The 17,366-nt window shown below is 64.6% G+C and carries 16 protein-coding genes; 4 read left to right on the top strand and 12 right to left on the bottom strand.

Features of this window, described 5'->3' with window-relative positions:
* Positions 1-220 precede the first annotated feature (220 nt).
* Positions 221-649, top strand: coding sequence for a helix-turn-helix domain-containing protein (locus tag ACVWY6_RS03045; RefSeq protein WP_457536102.1), 429 nt, complete (start codon positions 221-223; stop codon positions 647-649).
* Between the two features lie 25 nt (positions 650-674).
* Here ACVWY6_RS03045 and ACVWY6_RS03040 read toward each other — a convergent pair whose 3' ends face one another.
* From ACVWY6_RS03040 to ACVWY6_RS03000, 9 genes are all read right to left on the bottom strand, one after another.
* Positions 675-1,271 (bottom strand): ClpP family protease, encoded by a 597-nt coding sequence (locus tag ACVWY6_RS03040; protein WP_457536100.1) that lies wholly within the window; start codon positions 1,269-1,271, stop codon positions 675-677.
* Positions 1,268-1,885: a ClpP family protease gene (locus tag ACVWY6_RS03035; RefSeq protein WP_030164928.1), complete on the bottom strand. Its 618-nt coding sequence runs from the start codon at positions 1,883-1,885 to the stop codon at positions 1,268-1,270. The genes ACVWY6_RS03040 and ACVWY6_RS03035 overlap by 4 nt, the downstream gene beginning before the upstream one ends.
* 96 nt (positions 1,886-1,981) lie before the next feature.
* On the bottom strand, positions 1,982-2,899 hold the full coding sequence (locus ACVWY6_RS03030) for an SHOCT domain-containing protein (RefSeq protein WP_457536098.1): 918 nt from the start codon (positions 2,897-2,899) through the stop codon (positions 1,982-1,984).
* 77 nt (positions 2,900-2,976) lie between these two features.
* The gene (locus ACVWY6_RS03025) at positions 2,977-4,314 is read right to left on the bottom strand and encodes a cytochrome P450 (RefSeq protein WP_116917483.1); all 1,338 of its coding nucleotides are present in this window, start codon (positions 4,312-4,314) and stop codon (positions 2,977-2,979) included.
* Between the two features lie 149 nt (positions 4,315-4,463).
* On the bottom strand, positions 4,464-5,654 hold the full coding sequence (tuf, locus tag ACVWY6_RS03020; protein ID WP_023956142.1) for an elongation factor Tu: 1,191 nt from the start codon (positions 5,652-5,654) through the stop codon (positions 4,464-4,466).
* Between the two features lie 157 nt (positions 5,655-5,811).
* Positions 5,812-7,917 carry an elongation factor G gene (gene fusA / locus ACVWY6_RS03015; protein ID WP_023956144.1) on the bottom strand — a complete coding sequence of 702 codons (2,106 nt, stop codon included), beginning with the start codon at positions 7,915-7,917 and terminating at the stop codon, positions 5,812-5,814.
* Between the two features lie 68 nt (positions 7,918-7,985).
* Positions 7,986-8,456: a 30S ribosomal protein S7 gene (gene rpsG, locus ACVWY6_RS03010; protein WP_023956146.1), complete on the bottom strand. Its 471-nt coding sequence runs from the start codon at positions 8,454-8,456 to the stop codon at positions 7,986-7,988.
* Entirely contained in the window at positions 8,456-8,830 is a 375-nt protein-coding gene (gene rpsL / locus ACVWY6_RS03005) for a 30S ribosomal protein S12 (RefSeq protein ID WP_023956148.1), read from the bottom strand. The genes rpsG and rpsL overlap by 1 nt, the downstream gene beginning before the upstream one ends.
* Positions 8,831-9,157: 327 nt before the next feature.
* Entirely contained in the window at positions 9,158-10,846 is a 1,689-nt protein-coding gene (locus ACVWY6_RS03000) for a SulP family inorganic anion transporter (protein ID WP_457536095.1), read from the bottom strand.
* A gap of 325 nt (positions 10,847-11,171) precedes the next feature.
* On the opposite strand from ACVWY6_RS03000, the gene ACVWY6_RS02995 reads away from it, so the two are divergent.
* From ACVWY6_RS02995 to ACVWY6_RS02985, 3 genes are all read left to right on the top strand, one after another.
* On the top strand, positions 11,172-12,821 hold the full coding sequence (locus tag ACVWY6_RS02995; RefSeq protein ID WP_457536093.1) for a sigma-54-dependent Fis family transcriptional regulator: 1,650 nt from the start codon (positions 11,172-11,174) through the stop codon (positions 12,819-12,821).
* Positions 12,822-12,972: 151 nt separating this feature from the next.
* Positions 12,973-14,469: an aldehyde dehydrogenase family protein gene (locus ACVWY6_RS02990; protein WP_317711858.1), complete on the top strand. Its 1,497-nt coding sequence runs from the start codon at positions 12,973-12,975 to the stop codon at positions 14,467-14,469.
* A 45-nt stretch (positions 14,470-14,514) separates the two neighbouring features.
* Positions 14,515-15,627 carry an NDMA-dependent alcohol dehydrogenase gene (locus ACVWY6_RS02985; protein ID WP_062798952.1) on the top strand — a complete coding sequence of 371 codons (1,113 nt, stop codon included), beginning with the start codon at positions 14,515-14,517 and terminating at the stop codon, positions 15,625-15,627.
* A gap of 59 nt (positions 15,628-15,686) precedes the next feature.
* Here the strand turns inward: ACVWY6_RS02985 and ACVWY6_RS02980 are convergent, their stop codons facing one another.
* Genes ACVWY6_RS02980 through ACVWY6_RS02970 form a run of 3 tightly spaced genes read right to left on the bottom strand, consistent with a single transcriptional unit; the run spans position 15,687 to position 17,329 of the window.
* Positions 15,687-16,505, bottom strand: coding sequence for a crotonase/enoyl-CoA hydratase family protein (locus ACVWY6_RS02980; protein WP_457536091.1), 819 nt, complete (start codon positions 16,503-16,505; stop codon positions 15,687-15,689).
* Between the two features lie 46 nt (positions 16,506-16,551).
* On the bottom strand, positions 16,552-16,884 hold the full coding sequence (locus ACVWY6_RS02975; protein ID WP_116917487.1) for an ArsR/SmtB family transcription factor: 333 nt from the start codon (positions 16,882-16,884) through the stop codon (positions 16,552-16,554).
* Positions 16,871-17,329 carry an ATPase gene (locus tag ACVWY6_RS02970; protein ID WP_457536089.1) on the bottom strand — a complete coding sequence of 153 codons (459 nt, stop codon included), beginning with the start codon at positions 17,327-17,329 and terminating at the stop codon, positions 16,871-16,873. Before ACVWY6_RS02970 ends, ACVWY6_RS02975 begins: the two co-directional genes overlap by 14 nt.
* Positions 17,330-17,366 lie beyond the last annotated feature (37 nt).

Below are 17,366 nucleotides of genomic sequence, written 5' to 3'. Positions count from 1 at the left end.
GCCGTCGACCGGTGCCGTGGTGTCCGCCTGCAGACTCATGTGTGACCTCCATCACTCTCTACCGCAAACGATAACATAGAGAGTGGCCACTCGCGAAACGAATTCGCGGTTCTCGCTTCCCGCACGACGCCTCGCCTGCAACCGGGCCGAGACCGACCGCTCCTTCTGCTCTGAGCAGATTTGCGGTGCACCGGCCCACCCGTCGATCTACGTTCGGTAGATGGGCCGCATTCTCACCATCACCGACACCACGTCCGCCGATCTCCGTGCCCGTTCACGGCCTCGCGAAGAACCGCAGGAACCCGAGCCGCTCTGGCGCGACGTTCTCGGGACGTACCTGCGTGATGTCCGCGGGGAGCAGGGCCGGATCCTCACCGGGGTAGCCGCCGATGCCGGTGTCTCACCCCAATATCTCTCCGAGATCGAGCGCGGACGCAAAGAGCCGTCGTCGGAGATCCTCTCCGCGGTCGCCGGCGCGCTCGGGCTCACACTGCTCGACATCACCAAAGGCGTCGCCGCGATCATCGAGAGGGCCACACACGATGCATCCGGCCAGGTGATCGCGGTAGGCGGACTCCCCCGGACCTCCTCCTCGGTGTCGCGGCCGGCCTCATCCTCGGGCCGCGCTCACCTGCGTCTGGCGTCCTGACCTGGCCGTCGGCCTTCCGGAGGGGTCACCGCATCGGCCGATACTCCAGGACCTGGTCGGCCAACCCGTATTCGACGGTGGCCGCAGCGGGCAGGATGAGCTCACGGTCGGTGTCGTGACGAAGGGCATCGAGGTTCTTACCCGTGTGCCGCGCCAGCAGTTCCTCGAGTTCTGCACGTACGCGAACCACCTCGTCGGCGTGGATGATCAGGTCGGGAATCGACCCCTGCCCCTGAATCGACGGCTGGTGCAACACCACTCGGCCATGCCGGAGGATGGATCGTTGTCCGGCCGCACCTCCGGCGAGCAGAACCGCGGCGGGACCACCGGCCTGACCGACGCAGGTCGTCGCGACGTCGGGCCGGATGAACTGCATCGTGTCGTACACGGCGAGCATCGCGGCCGGCGACCCGCCGGGTGAGTTGATGTAGAGGTTGATCGGCATCTCCGAGCTGTCGGACTCCAGATGCAGCAACTGCGCGATCAGTACGTTGGCCACCCCGTCGTCGATCTCGGTGCCCAGGTAGACGATCCGCTCGGAGAGAAGTCGGCTGTATACGTCCATCGAGCGCTCCCCCGCTGCGGTCTTCTCCACCACGTACGGCACCGTGTACGTGCTCATCGGACGCCTCCCAGTGCAACCGGGCGGGCCGACGCCGGATAGATGTCCGCGACACCGTCGGCGATGCGATCCACGAATCCGTATTCGACCGCCTGCTCCGCCGTGTACCACCGGTCCCGTAGCGAGTCGTTCCAGATCTTCTCGGCGGGCTGTCCGGTGTGCTCGGCGATCAGCGCAAGCACCGTGTCGCGGGTGTGCCGCAAATCGTCGGCCTGTAACTCGACGTCGACCGCGGTTCCACCGATGCCGGACGAACCCTGGTGCATCAAGATCCGGGAATGCGTCAGCGCATGACGTTTACCCGGCGTCCCCGCCGACAACAGGAATTGGCCGGCGCTGGCGGCGATTCCGAGGGCAAGGGTGCTGACGTCGTTCGGAATGGCCCGCATGACGTCCATGATCGCGAGCATCGCCGGGACCGAGCCCCCAGGCGAGTTGATCCAGAAGCTGATGTCTTTGCGCGAATCGTCGGCCGACAGCAAGAGCAGCTGGCTGCACAGCCTGTTGCCGAGCTTCTGGTCGAGCTGATCGCCGAGCACGATCACCCGTTGGTGAAAGAGCCGCGTCTGCAATTCGTCGTCGATGATGGCCGGAGGTGTGTAGTTGTCACTCATGACCCCACTGTGAACCCAGCCCGGGGCAAGCGAAAGATGTTGCTGCCCAGGGCAGATCAGCCCTGAGCGGTTCTGCCGACGGCAGCGACGCAAACGTCAGAAATCGTTGAGAATCCTGGTACGTACCGCGCGGTACTCCTCGAGGCTGATGGTGCCCGCCGCACGCATCGACTCGAGTTCGGCCAGCCGCTGGCCAGGTGTGCGTGGTGGACCGGGCGGCGCGGCAGGCGGGGGTGTGAACGAAGCCGCGCCCGGCTTGCTCATGTCCGGCCGCCCCGATGTGGGACGGCCCGGCGGCCCCTGCTGGGCGAACCCGTCCGGACGTCCGTGACGTCGCGCGATGTCCATCACCTGCTCACGCACAAACGGATTCGACCGCAGGTCCACCCTGCCTCCGAACGGGATGTTGTTCTCGGCGAAGACCCTCATGATCTCGATCAGGGCGTCACTCCTACCGGACAGATCGAACTCCTCACCGGTTTCGGTGTCGGTGAAGCGCGCGGGCGACGTCCCGGCCAGCAGTGCGGTGCGCTGCCAGTCGATGTCGAACTCACCCGAGTAGGTGTCGACGAGCACCGCAACCCTGTGCGACCGCAGAGCCGGCAGGAACATGAACGGGACCACCACGCGTTTGGTCGCCTCGAACGGGGCGATGCCGTCGCCGGAGATGGCCAGCGAGATCTTCATCATCGGCTGTCCGTTGATGCGCACGTTGGTCTGGTCCACCGAGCGCACCTCGCCGATGCCGAACCTGCCGTTCTGTTCCAGGTTGTACCGTTTGCGTCGGCGACGGTAGAGCGATTGTGCGACAAAGTATCCGATGACCACGTCTGCGACCGTGATCCCCAGACCTGCGTAGAACATCCAGCCGGTGAGCGGGTCGTCGATCAGGAAATACGCAACCAGGAAGATCGGACCGACGATCCCGCAGAGCAGCGTGAACAGCAGGATCGGCACGAACGTCCGTAGGAAACTCGGTTCGCGGTTGCTGTCACCCTGTCCGAAAAAGCTCATGCTGTGGCACCCTCACCCCGCCGGCCCGGGCGCGGTTCTCGGCCCCAACTGTCACCGGCTGTCGAGGTGAATAGATATCACAACCGACGTAGCGTGACCGGGAAACTGTCCTTGGGGATCGGCAACGATGCATAGTTCATCGGGATCTCATAGCTGTCGGGCACCGACCACTCGAAGTTGCGCAACAGCTGATGCATGATCGTCTTGACCTCCATCTGGCCGAAGTACAGCCCGATGCACTTGTGCACGCCGCCGCCGAACGGGCTCCACGCCATGCGATGGACCTTGTCCTCGGCCCGCTCCTTGCTGAAACGCTCGGGGTCGAACGTCCACGGGTCTTTCCAGTACTCGGGGTCGAGGTGGTTGATCATGCTGGGCACCGTCACCATGGTCCCCTTGGGAAGGTAGTAGCCCTGGATCTCGGTGTCCTGCACGGTCATCCGGGGATGCGCCGGGACCGGGGTGCACATCCGCAGCGACTCCTTCATGATCAGGTCGAGGTCGGTCAGAGCGGCGAGGTCGTCGTAGCTCAGTTCCGAACCCAGCTCGCGGGACTGCTCGCGGGCGCGCACCTGCCACTGCGGAGACTTGGCCATGCGGTAACACATCTGGGTCATCGTGATGGTGGACGTGTCATGGGCGGCCATCAGCACGAAGATCATGTGGTTGACGACGTCCTCGTCGGTGAAGCTGTGTCCCTCATCGCTTTCGGCGTGACAGAGCACGGAGAAGAGGTCGGGCGTCTCGGTCGCCCGCTTGGCGGGGATGTGTTTGTAGAAGAACTCTTCGAGGATCTTGCGTGAGCGGAGACCTTTCCACCACCGGGTACCGGGGACCGGTTTGCGGATCACCGCGACGCCTGCCTGCACGGTCTCCAGGAAGGCTTTGTTGAGTCTGTCCGCCTCGGCTTTCGGCAGTTCCATCCCGAGGAACACCTCGAGGGCGACATCGAGGGTCAGTGCCTTGAACTCGTGGAACAGCAGCACCTTTCCCGTCGGGAACTGAGCGACCCGGTCACGGATGATCGGCTGCATCGCATCCATGTATCCGCGCAACACCTTGGCGTTGAACGCCTGCTGCAGGATGAGCCGGTGGTGACGGTGCTCGTCGAAGTCCAGCAGCATCACGCCCCGGTTGAAGAACGGCCCGATGAGATAAGTCCACGCCGGCCCGTTCGCGAAGGCCTTCTTCTTGTTCATCAGGATCTCGTCGCAGGCGTCGGGGCCCGAAGCGATGACGATCTTCTGCCCGAATGCGTTGATCCCCGAGACCCGCCCGTACTTGGCGTGGCGTTCATCCGACTGCTTGAACGGGTCGTGGCGCATGGCCAGGACCTCCATGACGCCGTTGCGCGTCGAGAAAGGGACCTCTTTGAGGCCACTCCCGGAAGGGATCTGCGAGAACTTGGTGGGCATACGTCGACCTCCGAAGAAACGAATTTCTATAATCGTATCTTTGGCGGAGTTACTTGTAAACCACGTCACACGTATTTTCGGCCCGGGCACGCAAAAAACGCCCGACCCCTGATGGGGTCGGGCGCTTTTTGTGTTTGTTCTGTTACTGCTTACTTGTTGATCTTCGTGACACGACCGGCACCGACGGTGCGGCCACCTTCACGGATCGCGAAGCGCAGGCCCTCGTCCATGGCGACCGGCTGGATCAGCTTGACGGACATCTCGGTGTTGTCACCGGGCATGACCATCTCGGTGCCCTCGGGCAGGGTCACAACGCCCGTCACGTCAGTTGTACGGAAGTAGAACTGGGGACGGTAGTTGTTGAAGAACGGGGTGTGCCGTCCGCCTTCGTCCTTGGACAGGATGTAGGCCTGTCCTTCGAACTCGGTGTGCGGGGTGGTGGTGCCCGGCTTGATGACAACCTGTCCACGCTCGACGTCTTCGCGCTTCAGACCACGCAGCAGCAGACCGGCGTTGTCGCCCGCCTGTGCCGAGTCGAGGAGCTTGTGGAACATCTCGATACCGGTGACGGTGGTCTTGGTGCTCTTCTCGCGGATGCCGACGATGTCGACTTCCTCGTTCACCTTGACCTCGCCACGCTCCACACGACCGGTGACGACGGTGCCACGACCGGTGATCGTGAACACGTCCTCCACAGGCATGAGGAAGGGCTTCTCGGTCTCACGAACCGGCTCCGGGATGCTCTCGTCGACAGCGTCCATGAGCTCTTCGACGGTCTTGACCCACTCGGGGTCGCCTTCGAGCGCCTTCAGGGCCGAGACCTTGATGACCGGAGCGTCCTCGTCGAAGTCCTGTGCAGCGAGGAGCTCGCGCACCTCCATCTCGACCAGCTCGATGATCTCGTCGTCATCAACCATGTCGGCCTTGTTCAGCGCGACCAGGATGTAAGGCACGCCGACCTGACGCGCGAGCAGCACGTGCTCACGGGTCTGCGGCATCGGGCCGTCGGTGGCGGCGACCACGAGGATGGCGCCGTCCATCTGGGCTGCACCGGTGATCATGTTCTTGATGTAGTCCGCGTGACCAGGAGCATCGACGTGGGCGTAGTGACGCTTCTCCGTCTGGTACTCAACATGCGAGATGTTGATCGTGATACCACGAGCCTTCTCTTCCGGAGCCTTGTCGATCTGATCGAACGCAAAGCTCGCGTTGAGATCCGGGAACTTGTCGTGCAACACCTTGGTGATGGCCGCCGTCAGCGTGGTCTTGCCGTGGTCGACGTGACCGATGGTGCCGATGTTCACGTGCGGCTTGGTCCGCTCGAACTTCGCCTTCGCCACTTGATTGTCCTCCTGGACTTGTTGTCGTGAACCGGAATCTTCCGGGTTTCACTGGGTGTTTAGTTCTTGCGCGGCAAGGGACTCACGTCCCCTGCCGGCAAGCGATTCTTATCTGCTGTGCGCCGGTGGCGCTATCGCCGAGGCGACGGGAGAGTGATCACTCACCCGTTGCTTTGGCAATGATCTCCTTCGACACGTTCGCCGGTACTTCAGCGTACGAGTCGAACACCATGGAGTAGTTTGCCCGGCCCTGGGTCTTCGACCGGAGGTCTCCGATGTAGCCGAACATCTCCGACAGCGGAACCAGTGCCTTGACGACACGGGCGCCACTGCGCTCTTCCATGGCCTGGATTTGACCACGGCGTGAGTTGAGGTCGCCGATCACGTCACCCATGTAATCCTCGGGTGTCGTGACCTCTACGGCCATCAACGGTTCCAGGATCACCGGGCCCGCCATCCTGGCTGCTTCTTTCATCGCAGCCGATCCGGCGATCTTGAACGCCATCTCCGACGAGTCGACGTCATGGTAGGCGCCGTCGAGCAGAGTGAACTTCAAGTTGACCAGCGGGTAGCCCGCGAGCACGCCGTACTGCATCGCGTCCTGGGCGCCGGCATCCACAGAGGGGATGTACTCACGCGGGACGCGACCACCGGTCACGGCATTGACGAACTCGTAGGTGGCACCGTCTTCGGCATCCACCAACGGCTCCAGCTTGACGATGACCTTTGCGAACTGGCCACTGCCACCGGTCTGCTTCTTGTGGGTGTAGTCGTGCTTCTCGACCGTCTTGCGGATGGTCTCTCGGTAGGCCACCTGGGGCTTACCGACGTTGGCCTCGACCTTGAACTCGCGCTTCATGCGGTCGACCAGGATGTCAAGGTGGAGCTCGCCCATGCCGCCGATGACGGTCTGGCCGGTCTCGTCGTCCAGCTTGACCGAGAACGTGGGGTCCTCTTCGGCCAGTTTCTGGATGGCGACACCCAGCTTTTCCTGGTCGGATTTGGTCTTCGGCTCGATCGAGACGTTGATGACCGGGTCCGGGAAGCTCATCGATTCCAGGACGATCGGTGCATTCGAGTCGCACAAGGTGTCACCGGTGGTGGTGTCCTTGAGGCCGATCATCGCGTAGATGTGGCCTGCCGTGGCATCCTCGACCGGCATTTCCTTGTTGGCGTGCATCTGGAACAGCTTGCCGATGCGCTCTTTCTTGCCCTTGGTGGCATTGAGCACGCCGGTGCCTGCCGTGATGTGTCCGGAGTACACACGCACGAACGTCAGCTTGCCGAAGAACGGGTGCGAGGCGATCTTGAATGCCAGCGCCGCGAACGGCTCGTCGGACGACGGCTTGCGCGACAGGATCTCTTCTTCGTTGCCGACCGCGTGACCTTCCACAGAGGGAACGTCGAGCGGGCTGGGCAGGTAGTCGATGACCGCGTCGAGCATGGGCTGCACGCCCTTGTTCTTGAACGCCGAGCCACACAGCACCGGGTACAGCTCACGGGTGACGGTGAGCTTGCGGATGGCCGCCTTGACCTCGGCGATGCTGAGCTCTTCGCCGCCGAAGTACTTCTCGAGCAGCGCTTCGTCGGTCTCGGCGACCGTCTCCATCAGCTTCTCGCGGTACTCCTTGGCCTTCTCCAGCAGATCGGCCGGGATCTCCTCGATGGTCGGCTCGGCACCGGTCGGCACGACGCCGCGCCAGGTGATCGCCTTCATCTCGATGAGGTCCACGACGCCGTCGAAGTCGTCCTCGGCACCGATCGGCAGCTGGAGAACCAGCGGCTTGGCACCGAGACGCTCTTCGATGGTGCGCACCGTGAAGTAGAAGTCGGCGCCCAGCTTGTCCATCTTGTTGACGAAGCAGATACGGGGGACTTCGTACTTCTCGGCCTGCCGCCAGACCTGCTCGGACTGCGGCTCCACGCCTTCTTTACCGTCGAACACCGCTACCGCACCGTCGAGCACACGTAGGCTTCGCTCCACCTCGACGGTGAAGTCGACGTGCCCGGGGGTGTCGATGATGTTGATCTGGTTCTTGTTCCAGAAACAGGTCACCGCAGCGGAGGTGATGGTGATACCCCGCTCCTTCTCCTGCTCCATCCAGTCGGTCGTCGAGGCGCCGTCGTGCGTCTCGCCGATCTTGTAGTTGACGCCGGTGTAGAAGAGGATTCGCTCGGTGGTGGTGGTCTTGCCGGCATCGATGTGAGCCATGATGCCGATGTTGCGAACCTTGTTGAGGTCGCTGAGCACTTCCTGTGCCACTTAATTCCTCACTCTGTATTGCCTGAAAGTTGTTGTAGCCGCCGGCCTGGAGGGCCGGCGGCCCGTTGTCACCAGCGGTAGTGCGCGAACGCCCGGTTGGCCTCGGCCATCTTGTGGGTGTCCTCGCGACGCTTGACTGCCGCGCCGAGACCGTTGCTGGCGTCGAGCAGCTCGTTGGCGAGACGCTCGACCATCGTCTTCTCGCGACGCTGGCGACTGAAGGTCACCAACCAACGCAGCGCGAGGGTGTTGGCACGGCCCGGCTTGACCTCGATGGGCACCTGGTAGGTGGCGCCACCGACGCGACGGCTCTTGACCTCGAGGGCCGGACGAACGTTGTCCAGCGCGCGCTTGAGGGTGACGACCGGATCGGTGCCGGTCTTCTCACGAGCCTGTTCGAGGGCCTGGTAGACGATCCGCTCGGCGGTCGACTTCTTGCCGTCCAGCAGGATCTTGTTGACCAACTGGGTCACGACAGGGCTGCCGTAGACCGGGTCGTTGATCAGGGGGCGCTTGGGTGCGGGTCCTTTACGTGGCATCAGCCCTTCTCCTTCTTCGCGCCGTACTTGCTGCGACCCTGCTTGCGAGCCTTGACACCCTGGGTGTCGAGCGAGCCGCGGATGACCTTGTAACGCACACCCGGGAGGTCCTTCACACGACCACCGCGGACGAGCACCATCGAGTGCTCCTGCAGGTTGTGGCCTTCACCGGGGATGTATGCGGTCACCTCGACCGAGCTGGTGAGACGAACACGTGCCACCTTCCGGAGCGCCGAGTTCGGCTTCTTCGGGGTGGTTGTGTAGACGCGAGTGCACACGCCGCGTCGCTGCGGGCTGCCCTTCAGCGCTGCCGTCTTCTGCTTGGCAGGCTTGTCATGGCGGCCCTTACGGACCAGCTGGTTGATAGTTGGCACTGAGAGTTCTTCCTTTGTTTGGCGTTCTTCGTCTCTGCTGCGGTTTCTGCTCCGGGCAAGTCCGATGTGATCGGTTCTTCCGCAGTACGCCCCACCGAGGCAAACGCCCTGGTCAGGTGTGGCCTTCCCTACCCCTTGGTCGGGCGTGTCGAAATTGCCCGACGCGGCAGTTGAAGGCACGCAGATGGACCCGGCCGATCTAGAATATGGCGGAGGCCGGGCACCAGCGGTCAACTCTACCGACCGTGCGACCGCAGGTCAAAATCGTCCAGCACCGCCGCCGACCGGAGCGATCCCGCAGGTTGTCGCCTGTTCGCGCGCAGCCACTCAACGGCCCTCGCGGCCCCTGAACGCGTCCACCGCCGACTCGATCGTGGGATGGAAACGGTCGGGGCCGAATCTGTCTCCCACGCCGAATCGGATGAGCCTGTCTTTCATGGGCCCCTTCATCTCCGCGAAGACCAGACGGATGCCCTTGTTCGCCAGATAGGTGTCGAGATCGATCAGTTCGTCGACCGCGGTGGTGTCGATGCCGGTCACCGGTTCGGCCGCCACGATCACCCAGTCAACCCGCTCGTGGGCCGCCGCGACCACCGACCGGACGTAGTCGTCGAAGATGCCGCCGTTCGCGAAGAACAGCGGTGCATCAAAGCGGACGAGGACAAGACCCGGGATGCGGCGACCGGCCGGGTGGCGCGCGATGTCGTGGAAGCCAGGGCGGTCGGCGACCTGGACGAGCTCGGTGCGGTAGGGCTGCCAGGCCCGCGCGACCACGGCGACAAAGGACAGGCCGATCGCAACCAGGACCCCCTCGAGCACCCCGACCAGGGCGACGCCAACGAAGGCCGCGACCGCGAGAGCGAACTCGATCCTGCTCATCCGGAACATCCGGACCATGCCGCTCACGTCGACCAGAGCGGTGGCGGCCACGATCACCACGGCGGCGAGTGTGGCGTCGGGCAGGTATGCGGTGACGCCCGGAGCCGCGAGCACGAAGACCAGGACGGCGAGGGCCCCGACGACTCCCGCGAGTTGGGTCTTGGCCCCGGACTGCTCGGCCACGGGGGTGCGTGATCCACTCGCCGAGATCGGGAAGCCGCTGAAGAGGCCGCCGGCGATGTTGGCCACGCCGATTGCCTTCATCTCCGTGCTCCCGTTCACCTCTTCGCCGTGGCGGGCCGCGAACGTGCGGGACAGGACACCGGTGTCAGCGAAAGCGATCAACGCGATGCCTGCCGCGGGCCCGACGAGTTCGACCACGTCCGACCAGTCGACTCCCCCGAACGACGGCAACGGCATGCCGTCGGGCAACGCGCCGACCATCCCGACGTCATCGGTGAGACCCAGGGCAGCGGAGACGATGATCGCTGCCACAACGGCCACGAGAACCCCTGGAACGCGGGGCAACCAGAGCCGGAAGGCGACGATGATCGCCAGTGAGCCGAAACCGATTGTGGCGGTGACGAGGTCGATGCCGCCGCTGAGTGCGGCGTGCGCGGTCTCCCAACCCTGCTCGATCAGGTTGTCGGCATCGACGGAGAAGCCCAGCAGTTTCGGCAACTGGCCGACGACCACGATGAGCGCGATCGCGTTCAGATATCCGAGCCGGATCGGTTTCGACAGCAGGTCGGTGACGAACCCCAGCCGAAGGAACCCGGCGACGAGCAAGATGAGACCGACGAGGACAGCGAGGATCCCTGCGAGGGCGAGCGCGGTCTCCGGGTCTCCGGTCACCGCAAGCGGCGCCACCGCCGCGGCGATCAGGGGCGCGAGCGACGAATCCGGTCCGAGGACAAGAATTTTCGACGGGCCCACCACCGCATACGCCAGGAGCGGGACGATGGTGGCGTACAGGCCGGCGTACGCGGGCAACCCTGCAGCCTCTGCGTAACCCATCCCGGCCGGGATCAGCAGCGCGGTCAACACCAGGCCCGCGGTGAAGTCGGGACGCAGCCACTCCCGGCGATACTGCCGCGCGGTCGCGACGCCGGGCAAGCGGGCGAATACATCCGTCACAGCGGTTCCCACGACTCCATCTCAGTCCGGTGCTGCAGACCAGTTCCCGGTTCCGGCGAGTCTATTCGCCTGTGCCGGCCCCCGATCGACGACGGCGATCACCTCCACCTCAGCGCCGCCGGCTACCAGAAGTTGGCCGACACCGTCGTAGTGGGTCAGCTGGCCGACAACTGTGGATCAGGATCGTCTGGTTCCTCCGATTCGACCTGGGGTTCGGCGGCGTAGTCCTACGCCACCGGCGCTCGATGCCCCAGGGACATCCACCCTCGGGGCGCCCGGTTCCGCAGTGCTCCCGCCTACCGCGGGGGTAGCGTCGCGGGTGCAGATGAACAGCCGATCGCACACCAAGCCGAATCGCCCCGACATCGCCCAGTCGTGGCAGCGATCGCTGCTGGGTGGGCTGAAGCCAGGTGATTCGCCGGACGTGCGGCCTGTGGACATCTCATCGACCGAGCATCCGTTGTTGCGGGCCGCCGGCCCGGTCATCGACGCCGTGGCACATCAATTGGCCGAGTCCAACACGGCCCTGCTGCTGGTGGATTCCGATGCCCGGCTCGTGTCCCGCACGTTCGGCGGGGTCCAGGTCGAGCAGGCACTGGAATCGGTGGGCGCGGTGTGCGGCGCCGAGTTCAGCGAGGACACGATGGGGACCACCGCGCTCGGTACCCCGCTCGAGATCCGGGACGGCATCGTCATCAATGCCGCCGAACACTTCCTCGAACAGTTCCGCACCATCAGTTGTTATGGGCGGCCCATCCTCCATCCCGTCTCTCGTCGGCTGGAGGGGATCGTCTGCATGAGCAACCTCGAACCGACCGTCAATCCGCTGTTCGCGCCGTTTGTCGACCGGATCGCAGACGATATCGAGCAGCGGCTACTCGAGGGGTCGAGGGCGCGGCAGACGGCGGTGGTGGAGGCGTTTCAGCGTGTCGCGCCCCGTCGCGATGTCGCCGTCGTCGCGGTCGGTGACGATCTGTTGCTGACCAATGCCCTTGCCGCCGACATCCTCGCCTCCGCGGATTTCGGAACCCTCCGCGCACTGGCCGCCGATCTGGGTGCAGACGAGCGCCGAACGCAACTCGCACTGGTGTCGGGCAACATCGTGGAGGTCGTCGGTCGGCGGGTGTCAGGCAGTGCCGGAGGCGCGCTCTTCCGGGTACGACCTCTGGATCTGCCCCACGTGCCGATTGCCCGTAAACCGCGCTCGCACACCGGCGTGGGCATGCGGACAGACCGACTTCGCAGCGTGTGGGAGAACACCGCCATCACCGGCGAACCGGGTAGTGGACGGACCAGCACCGCGGCCGAACTGCTCGGCGATCGACCGGTACGCGCCGTGGACGCCGCGGCCCTGGTGACCGGATCGGGCGGTGGCGGATTGATCGGCCAACTCACCGGCACCGACGAGACCACCCTGCTCATCGAGAACGTGCATCTGCTCGATCCGCTGAGCCTGTCCGCGCTCAGGACGGCAGTTCTCGAGGGAACCCCACCCGTTGTGCTGACCGCTCCCCCGCTGCCCGAGTCACCTGGTCCGGTCGCCGCCCTCATCGCTCTGTGTCCGCGCCGGATAGATCTGGCGCCGCTGCGCCATCGCACGATCGACCTACCGGCCCTGGCGGGGAACGTGTTGTCGCGCATCGCCCCTCGTGCCGTGCTCGGTGCGGCAGCCGGTGAGGCCCTGCTCTCGTCCGACTGGCCGGGCAACCTGACCGAACTCACGATGGTTCTGCGAACCGCGGCCGACAACGCCGCCCGCCGCGCGGACCGGGTGATCACGGTTGCCGACCTGCCCGCGCACCATCAGACCACCACGCGCGCGCACCGGCTGTCCGGACGCGACCGGGCCGAACGTCAGGCGATCGTCGAGGCCATGCAGGCCAGCGAGGGCAACAAGGTCCACGCGGCCAAGATGCTCGGCATCAGCCGCAGCACGCTGTACACCCGACTTCGCGCACTCGACATCGATCACTGAGGCTCGTTCGATCGAAAGGACGAGTAGACGCTCGAGTCCTTTCGCAGCGTCCGGCCGGGTGTACAGATTCCGGACAGTTGGGCACCACCTTTCGTTGGCACTATGACCGCAGTCACATAAACGACTGTGCATGCTGACGCTAGGAGAATGTATGACCGCCATCGCCGAGCCCCAATTGACGTCGCAGGTAAGGGATTTCATTTCCACCGACCGTTCGATGCTGATCGGGGGCGAGTGGACCGGTGCCGCATCGGGCAAGACTTTCACCACCTTCGACCCGGCCACCACAGCTCCGATCACCGACGTCGCCCACGGCGACGCCACCGACGTCGACCGAGCGGTCCGGGCCGCCCGGCGAGCATTCGACGACGGGCCATGGGCCCGGATGAAGCCGAACGAGCGTGAACGTCTGCTCTGGCGGGTCGGGGATCTGCTCACCGAACGCGCGGAGGAGTTCGGCCAGCTCGAAGCCCTGGACAACGGCAAGTCAGCGGGTATCGCCGCGGCCGTCGACACGGCGTGGTCGGCCGACATCTTCCGATACAACGCGGGGCTGTGCACCAAGATCTTCGGATCCACGGTCAACGTGTCGATGCCCTTTGTCCCGGGCGGCGAGTTCCACGCCTACACCCTGCGCGACCCCGTCGGGGTATGCGGCCTCATCGTTCCCTGGAACTTCCCACTCCTGATGGCGTCGTTCAAGTTGGCCCCCGCACTGGCGGCCGGCAACACCGTGGTGCTCAAACCTGCCGAGCAAACCCCCTTGACTGCATTGCTTTTGGGCGAGATCTTCGAGGAGGCAGGATTTCCTCCCGGGGTCGTCAACATCGTCACCGGCTTCGGTGATGCCGGCGCCGCCCTGACGGCACATCCGGACGTGGACAAGATCGCGTTCACCGGGTCCACCGAGGTCGGCAAGAAAATCGTCGCGGCCGCCCAGGGCAATCTCAAGAAGGTCTCCCTCGAATTGGGTGGCAAGAGCCCGAACATCGTGTTCGCCGACGCCGACTTCGAGCAGGCCGTGGCCGGTTCGGTCGCCGCATGGATGTTCAACCACGGCCAATGCTGCGTCGCGGGCACGCGACTCTTCGTCGAGCGCCCGATCTTCGACGACTTCACCGCTGCCGTGGCAGAGGCTGCATCGAAGGCCAAGATCGGGCCTGGCCTCGATCCCACCACCGAACTCGGCCCGCTCATCTCGCAGGAGCAGTTCGACAAGGTCAGTGGCTATCTCGCTCAGGGCCTTGCCGACGGAGCACGGGCGCTGACCGGCGGAAAACGCTGGGGCACCGAAGGATACTTCATCGAACCCACCGTGTTCGTGGACGTCGAGCCGAGTTTCTCGATCGTCGAGGAAGAGATCTTCGGCCCCGTGGTGGCCGCGATGCCCTTCGACGGAGATGACGTGGTGGCTGCCGCGAACAACTCGATCTACGGACTCGCCGCCGGCATCTGGACCCGAGACCTGTCCAAGGCACACAAGACAGCCAGGCGCATCAAGGCCGGTTCGGTCTGGGTCAACCAGTACAACGGATTCGACACCGCGATGCCGTTCGGTGGCTACAAACAGTCCGGCTGGGGCCGCGAACTCGGCAACTCGGCGATCGATCTCTACACCGAAACCAAATCAGTGAACATCGCTCTCTGACAACACTTCTCTGTTATCCCCCTTCCCACCATCGAAAGGACCATCATGAAAACCAAAGCCGCAGTGCTACTCGAGGCCGGCAAACCGTTCGAGATCATGGAACTCGAACTCGACGGGCCGGGCCCCGGCGAGGTGCTCATCAAGTACACCGCCGCCGGACTCTGTCATTCCGACCTGCACCTCACCGACGGCGACCTACCGCCCCGCTATCCGATCGTCGGCGGACACGAAGGGTCAGGCATCATCGAGGAGGTGGGACCCGGCGTCACCAAGGTGAAGCCCGGCGACCACGTGGTGTGCAGCTTCATCCCCAACTGCGGTACCTGTCGCTACTGCTCGACCGGTCGGCAGAACCTCTGCGACATGGGCGCCACCATCCTGGAGGGCTCTATGCCCGACGGTTCCTTCCGATTCCACGGGGACGGAAAAGATTTCGGCGCCATGTGCATGCTCGGTACGTTCGCCGAACGCGCCACCATCTCACAGCACTCGGTTGTGAAGGTCGACGATTGGCTTCCGCTGGAGACCGCCGTCCTGGTCGGCTGCGGTGTGCCGTCCGGCTGGGGAACGGCGGTCAATGCCGGCAACCTCCGCAACGGCGACACGGCGGTGATCTACGGCATCGGCGGGCTGGGCATCAACGCCGTACAGGGTGCGGTGGGTGCCGGCTGCAAGTACGTGGTGGTGGTCGACCCCGTACCGCTCAAGCGCGAGACCGCGCTGAAGTTCGGCGCCACACACGCATTCGCCGATGCGGCCAGCGCCGCTGAGAAGGTCAATGAACTCACCTGGGGCCAAGGCGCCGACGCGGCCCTGATCCTGGTCGGCACCGTCGACCAGGACGTGGTGTCGGCCGCGACTGCAGTGATCGGCAAGGGCGGCACAGTGGTGATCACCGGCCTCGCGGACCCGACGAAGTTGACGGTGCAGGTGTCGGGCACCGATCTGACCCTGAACCAGAAGACGATCAAGGGGTCGCTCTTCGGATCGATGAATCCGCAGTACGACATCGTCAAACTCCTGCGGCTGTACGACGCCGGCCAGTTGAAACTGGATGAGCTGATCACTCAGACCTACTCACTCGAACAGGTCAATCAGGGCTACCAGGATCTTCGCGACGGCAAGAACATCCGCGGGGTCATCCACCACGCGGCGTAACGAGTACCGACGAAGGCCCGTACCCATCGCGCCAGGGTGCGGGCCTTCGGCGTTGTGCGTCAGCGCCGGCGGCGTGCCATGTCCTCGGTGCGCCTACGGACGACCTCGATCTGCTCGGGTGAGCCGATCAGCTTCCGGATGGCGACCTGCTCGGCGTCGAATCCCGCGGCGAGGTCCACTCGCCCGGCCAGTTCGAGCAGAGCCTTGGCCTCGACCAGTGCGCCCCGGGAGTTGCCTGCGATCTCGGTGGCCAGCGCCGTGGCCGCCGACAGCGGTTCGTCGTCGGTGCGGGTCACCAGACCCATTGCGGCTGCGTCGCTTCCACTGAATCTGCGACCGGTGAACACCAGCTCCTTGGCGACGTCGCGGCCGACGAGCTCGGGCAGTATCTGCGTGCCGGTCATGTCCGGGATCAGTCCCCAGGCGATCTCCATCACCGACAGTGTGGTGTCGGGCGCGGCGATCCGGATGTCCGCGCCGAGCGCCACCTGCAATCCCCCACCGAACGCGACGCCGTGGAGGGCGGCGATGACGGGTACGGGCACCAGCGACCACACGTGCACGGCTTGTTGGCCCAGAGCTGTTGCCACGCCCAGACGTTCGCGGTCGGCCACGACGTCGGCAGCCCCACCTTGCATCAGTTCGAACTGTCCCATGTCGAGACCGGCACAGAACGCCCGGCCTTCACCGGCGATCACCACGGCGGAGACGTCGGTGCGGTCGATGAGCGCTGACCCGACGTCGACGAGCGCCTCGAACATCGCCGGATCGAGGGCGTTCATCTTGTCCGGCCGATTGAGCCGCACCTGCGCGACCCCATCGGCGACCTCACAGGTCACCCGCTGCCGGCCTGCTGCGTCCCCGCTCGTGTCAGTCATCACCGATTCATATCAGGTGGCCTACCGGCAGCGGAAGAAGTTGGACCTAGGTGTTCGGATCGGCCTCGGCACGCGTCTTGATGTCGGCAAGACGACGATCCCAGCCGGCCGCGATGCCATCGAGTTCGCGGCCGATCCGGCTGAGCCGGGCGCCCACCGCGGTGAACCTCACCTCGCGGCCGGACTTCGACGACGAGACCAGACCCGTCTCCTCCAAAATCGCCAGGTGCTTGGCAATGGCCTGTCGCGAGACCGGGAACTCCGCCGCGAGCGCCGACGCGGATGCCGGGGACCTGCCCAGCCTGACGAGCAGCCCCCAACGGGTGTCGTCGGCGAGCGCGGCGAAGACTGCCGGCAGTTCGGTGTCAGCTCCGGACATCGACCTGAGCAAGTTCGAGATGCCGCTTGGCGATGCCCAGTTCCTGGGTCCATCCCTCGGTGTTGTCGTCGAACTTCTTGCGCCGTTCGGTGGCGTCCCCGGGCAGAGACGCGAACCCGCTCTCGGCAACCCTGAGAACCACTGACCCCGAGGACATCTCGTCGATCCAGAACTCGACCAACGTCGAGGCGCCCGCGGTGTCGTCCACATCGGCGATCCAGCGGAAGGCGGCGTACCTCGGCGGGTCCAGCGTGACGGTGCGAAGGGCAAAAGCACCGTGCACCGGATCATGCACGATGTCGACATCGCCGGACCGCTCGATCCCGTGGGGGGTGATCTCGGAATCGTTGATGTACCAACCGGGCTCACTGATCAGCGACCACACCCGATCCGCCGGTGCGTCGATGTCGATCTGCCGCTCGATGCGGTCGAAGTCTTCAATCATGGTGTCCTCCGTGTCTGATTGATGTGCAACCCAAGGA

The organism is Williamsia sp. R60, from assembly GCF_054063855.1.
Note: the sequence above shows the minus strand (reverse complement) of the source record. Positions and strands in the feature narration are given on the sequence as shown.

Bases quoted from the DNA above. Each gene is read 5' to 3' on its own strand.
- ACVWY6_RS02980 (WP_457536091.1), bottom strand. From the start codon at position 16,505: ATGACTGACACGAGCGGGGACGCAGCAGGCCGGCAGCGGGTGACCTGT.
- rpsG (WP_023956146.1), bottom strand. From the start codon at position 8,456: ATGCCACGTAAAGGACCCGCACCCAAGCGCCCCCTGATCAACGACCCG.
- ACVWY6_RS02990 (WP_317711858.1), top strand. From the start codon at position 12,973: ATGACCGCCATCGCCGAGCCCCAATTGACGTCGCAGGTAAGGGATTTC.
- ACVWY6_RS03040 (WP_457536100.1), bottom strand. From the start codon at position 1,271: ATGAGCACGTACACGGTGCCGTACGTGGTGGAGAAGACCGCAGCGGGG.
- ACVWY6_RS02995 (WP_457536093.1), top strand. From the start codon at position 11,172: ATGAACAGCCGATCGCACACCAAGCCGAATCGCCCCGACATCGCCCAG.
- ACVWY6_RS03045 (WP_457536102.1), top strand. From the start codon at position 221: ATGGGCCGCATTCTCACCATCACCGACACCACGTCCGCCGATCTCCGT.
- ACVWY6_RS03025 (WP_116917483.1), bottom strand. From the start codon at position 4,314: ATGCCCACCAAGTTCTCGCAGATCCCTTCCGGGAGTGGCCTCAAAGAG.
- ACVWY6_RS03030 (WP_457536098.1), bottom strand. From the start codon at position 2,899: ATGAGCTTTTTCGGACAGGGTGACAGCAACCGCGAACCGAGTTTCCTA.
- ACVWY6_RS02975 (WP_116917487.1), bottom strand. From the start codon at position 16,884: ATGTCCGGAGCTGACACCGAACTGCCGGCAGTCTTCGCCGCGCTCGCC.
- ACVWY6_RS02970 (WP_457536089.1), bottom strand. From the start codon at position 17,329: ATGATTGAAGACTTCGACCGCATCGAGCGGCAGATCGACATCGACGCA.
- ACVWY6_RS03035 (WP_030164928.1), bottom strand. From the start codon at position 1,885: ATGAGTGACAACTACACACCTCCGGCCATCATCGACGACGAATTGCAG.
- ACVWY6_RS02985 (WP_062798952.1), top strand. From the start codon at position 14,515: ATGAAAACCAAAGCCGCAGTGCTACTCGAGGCCGGCAAACCGTTCGAG.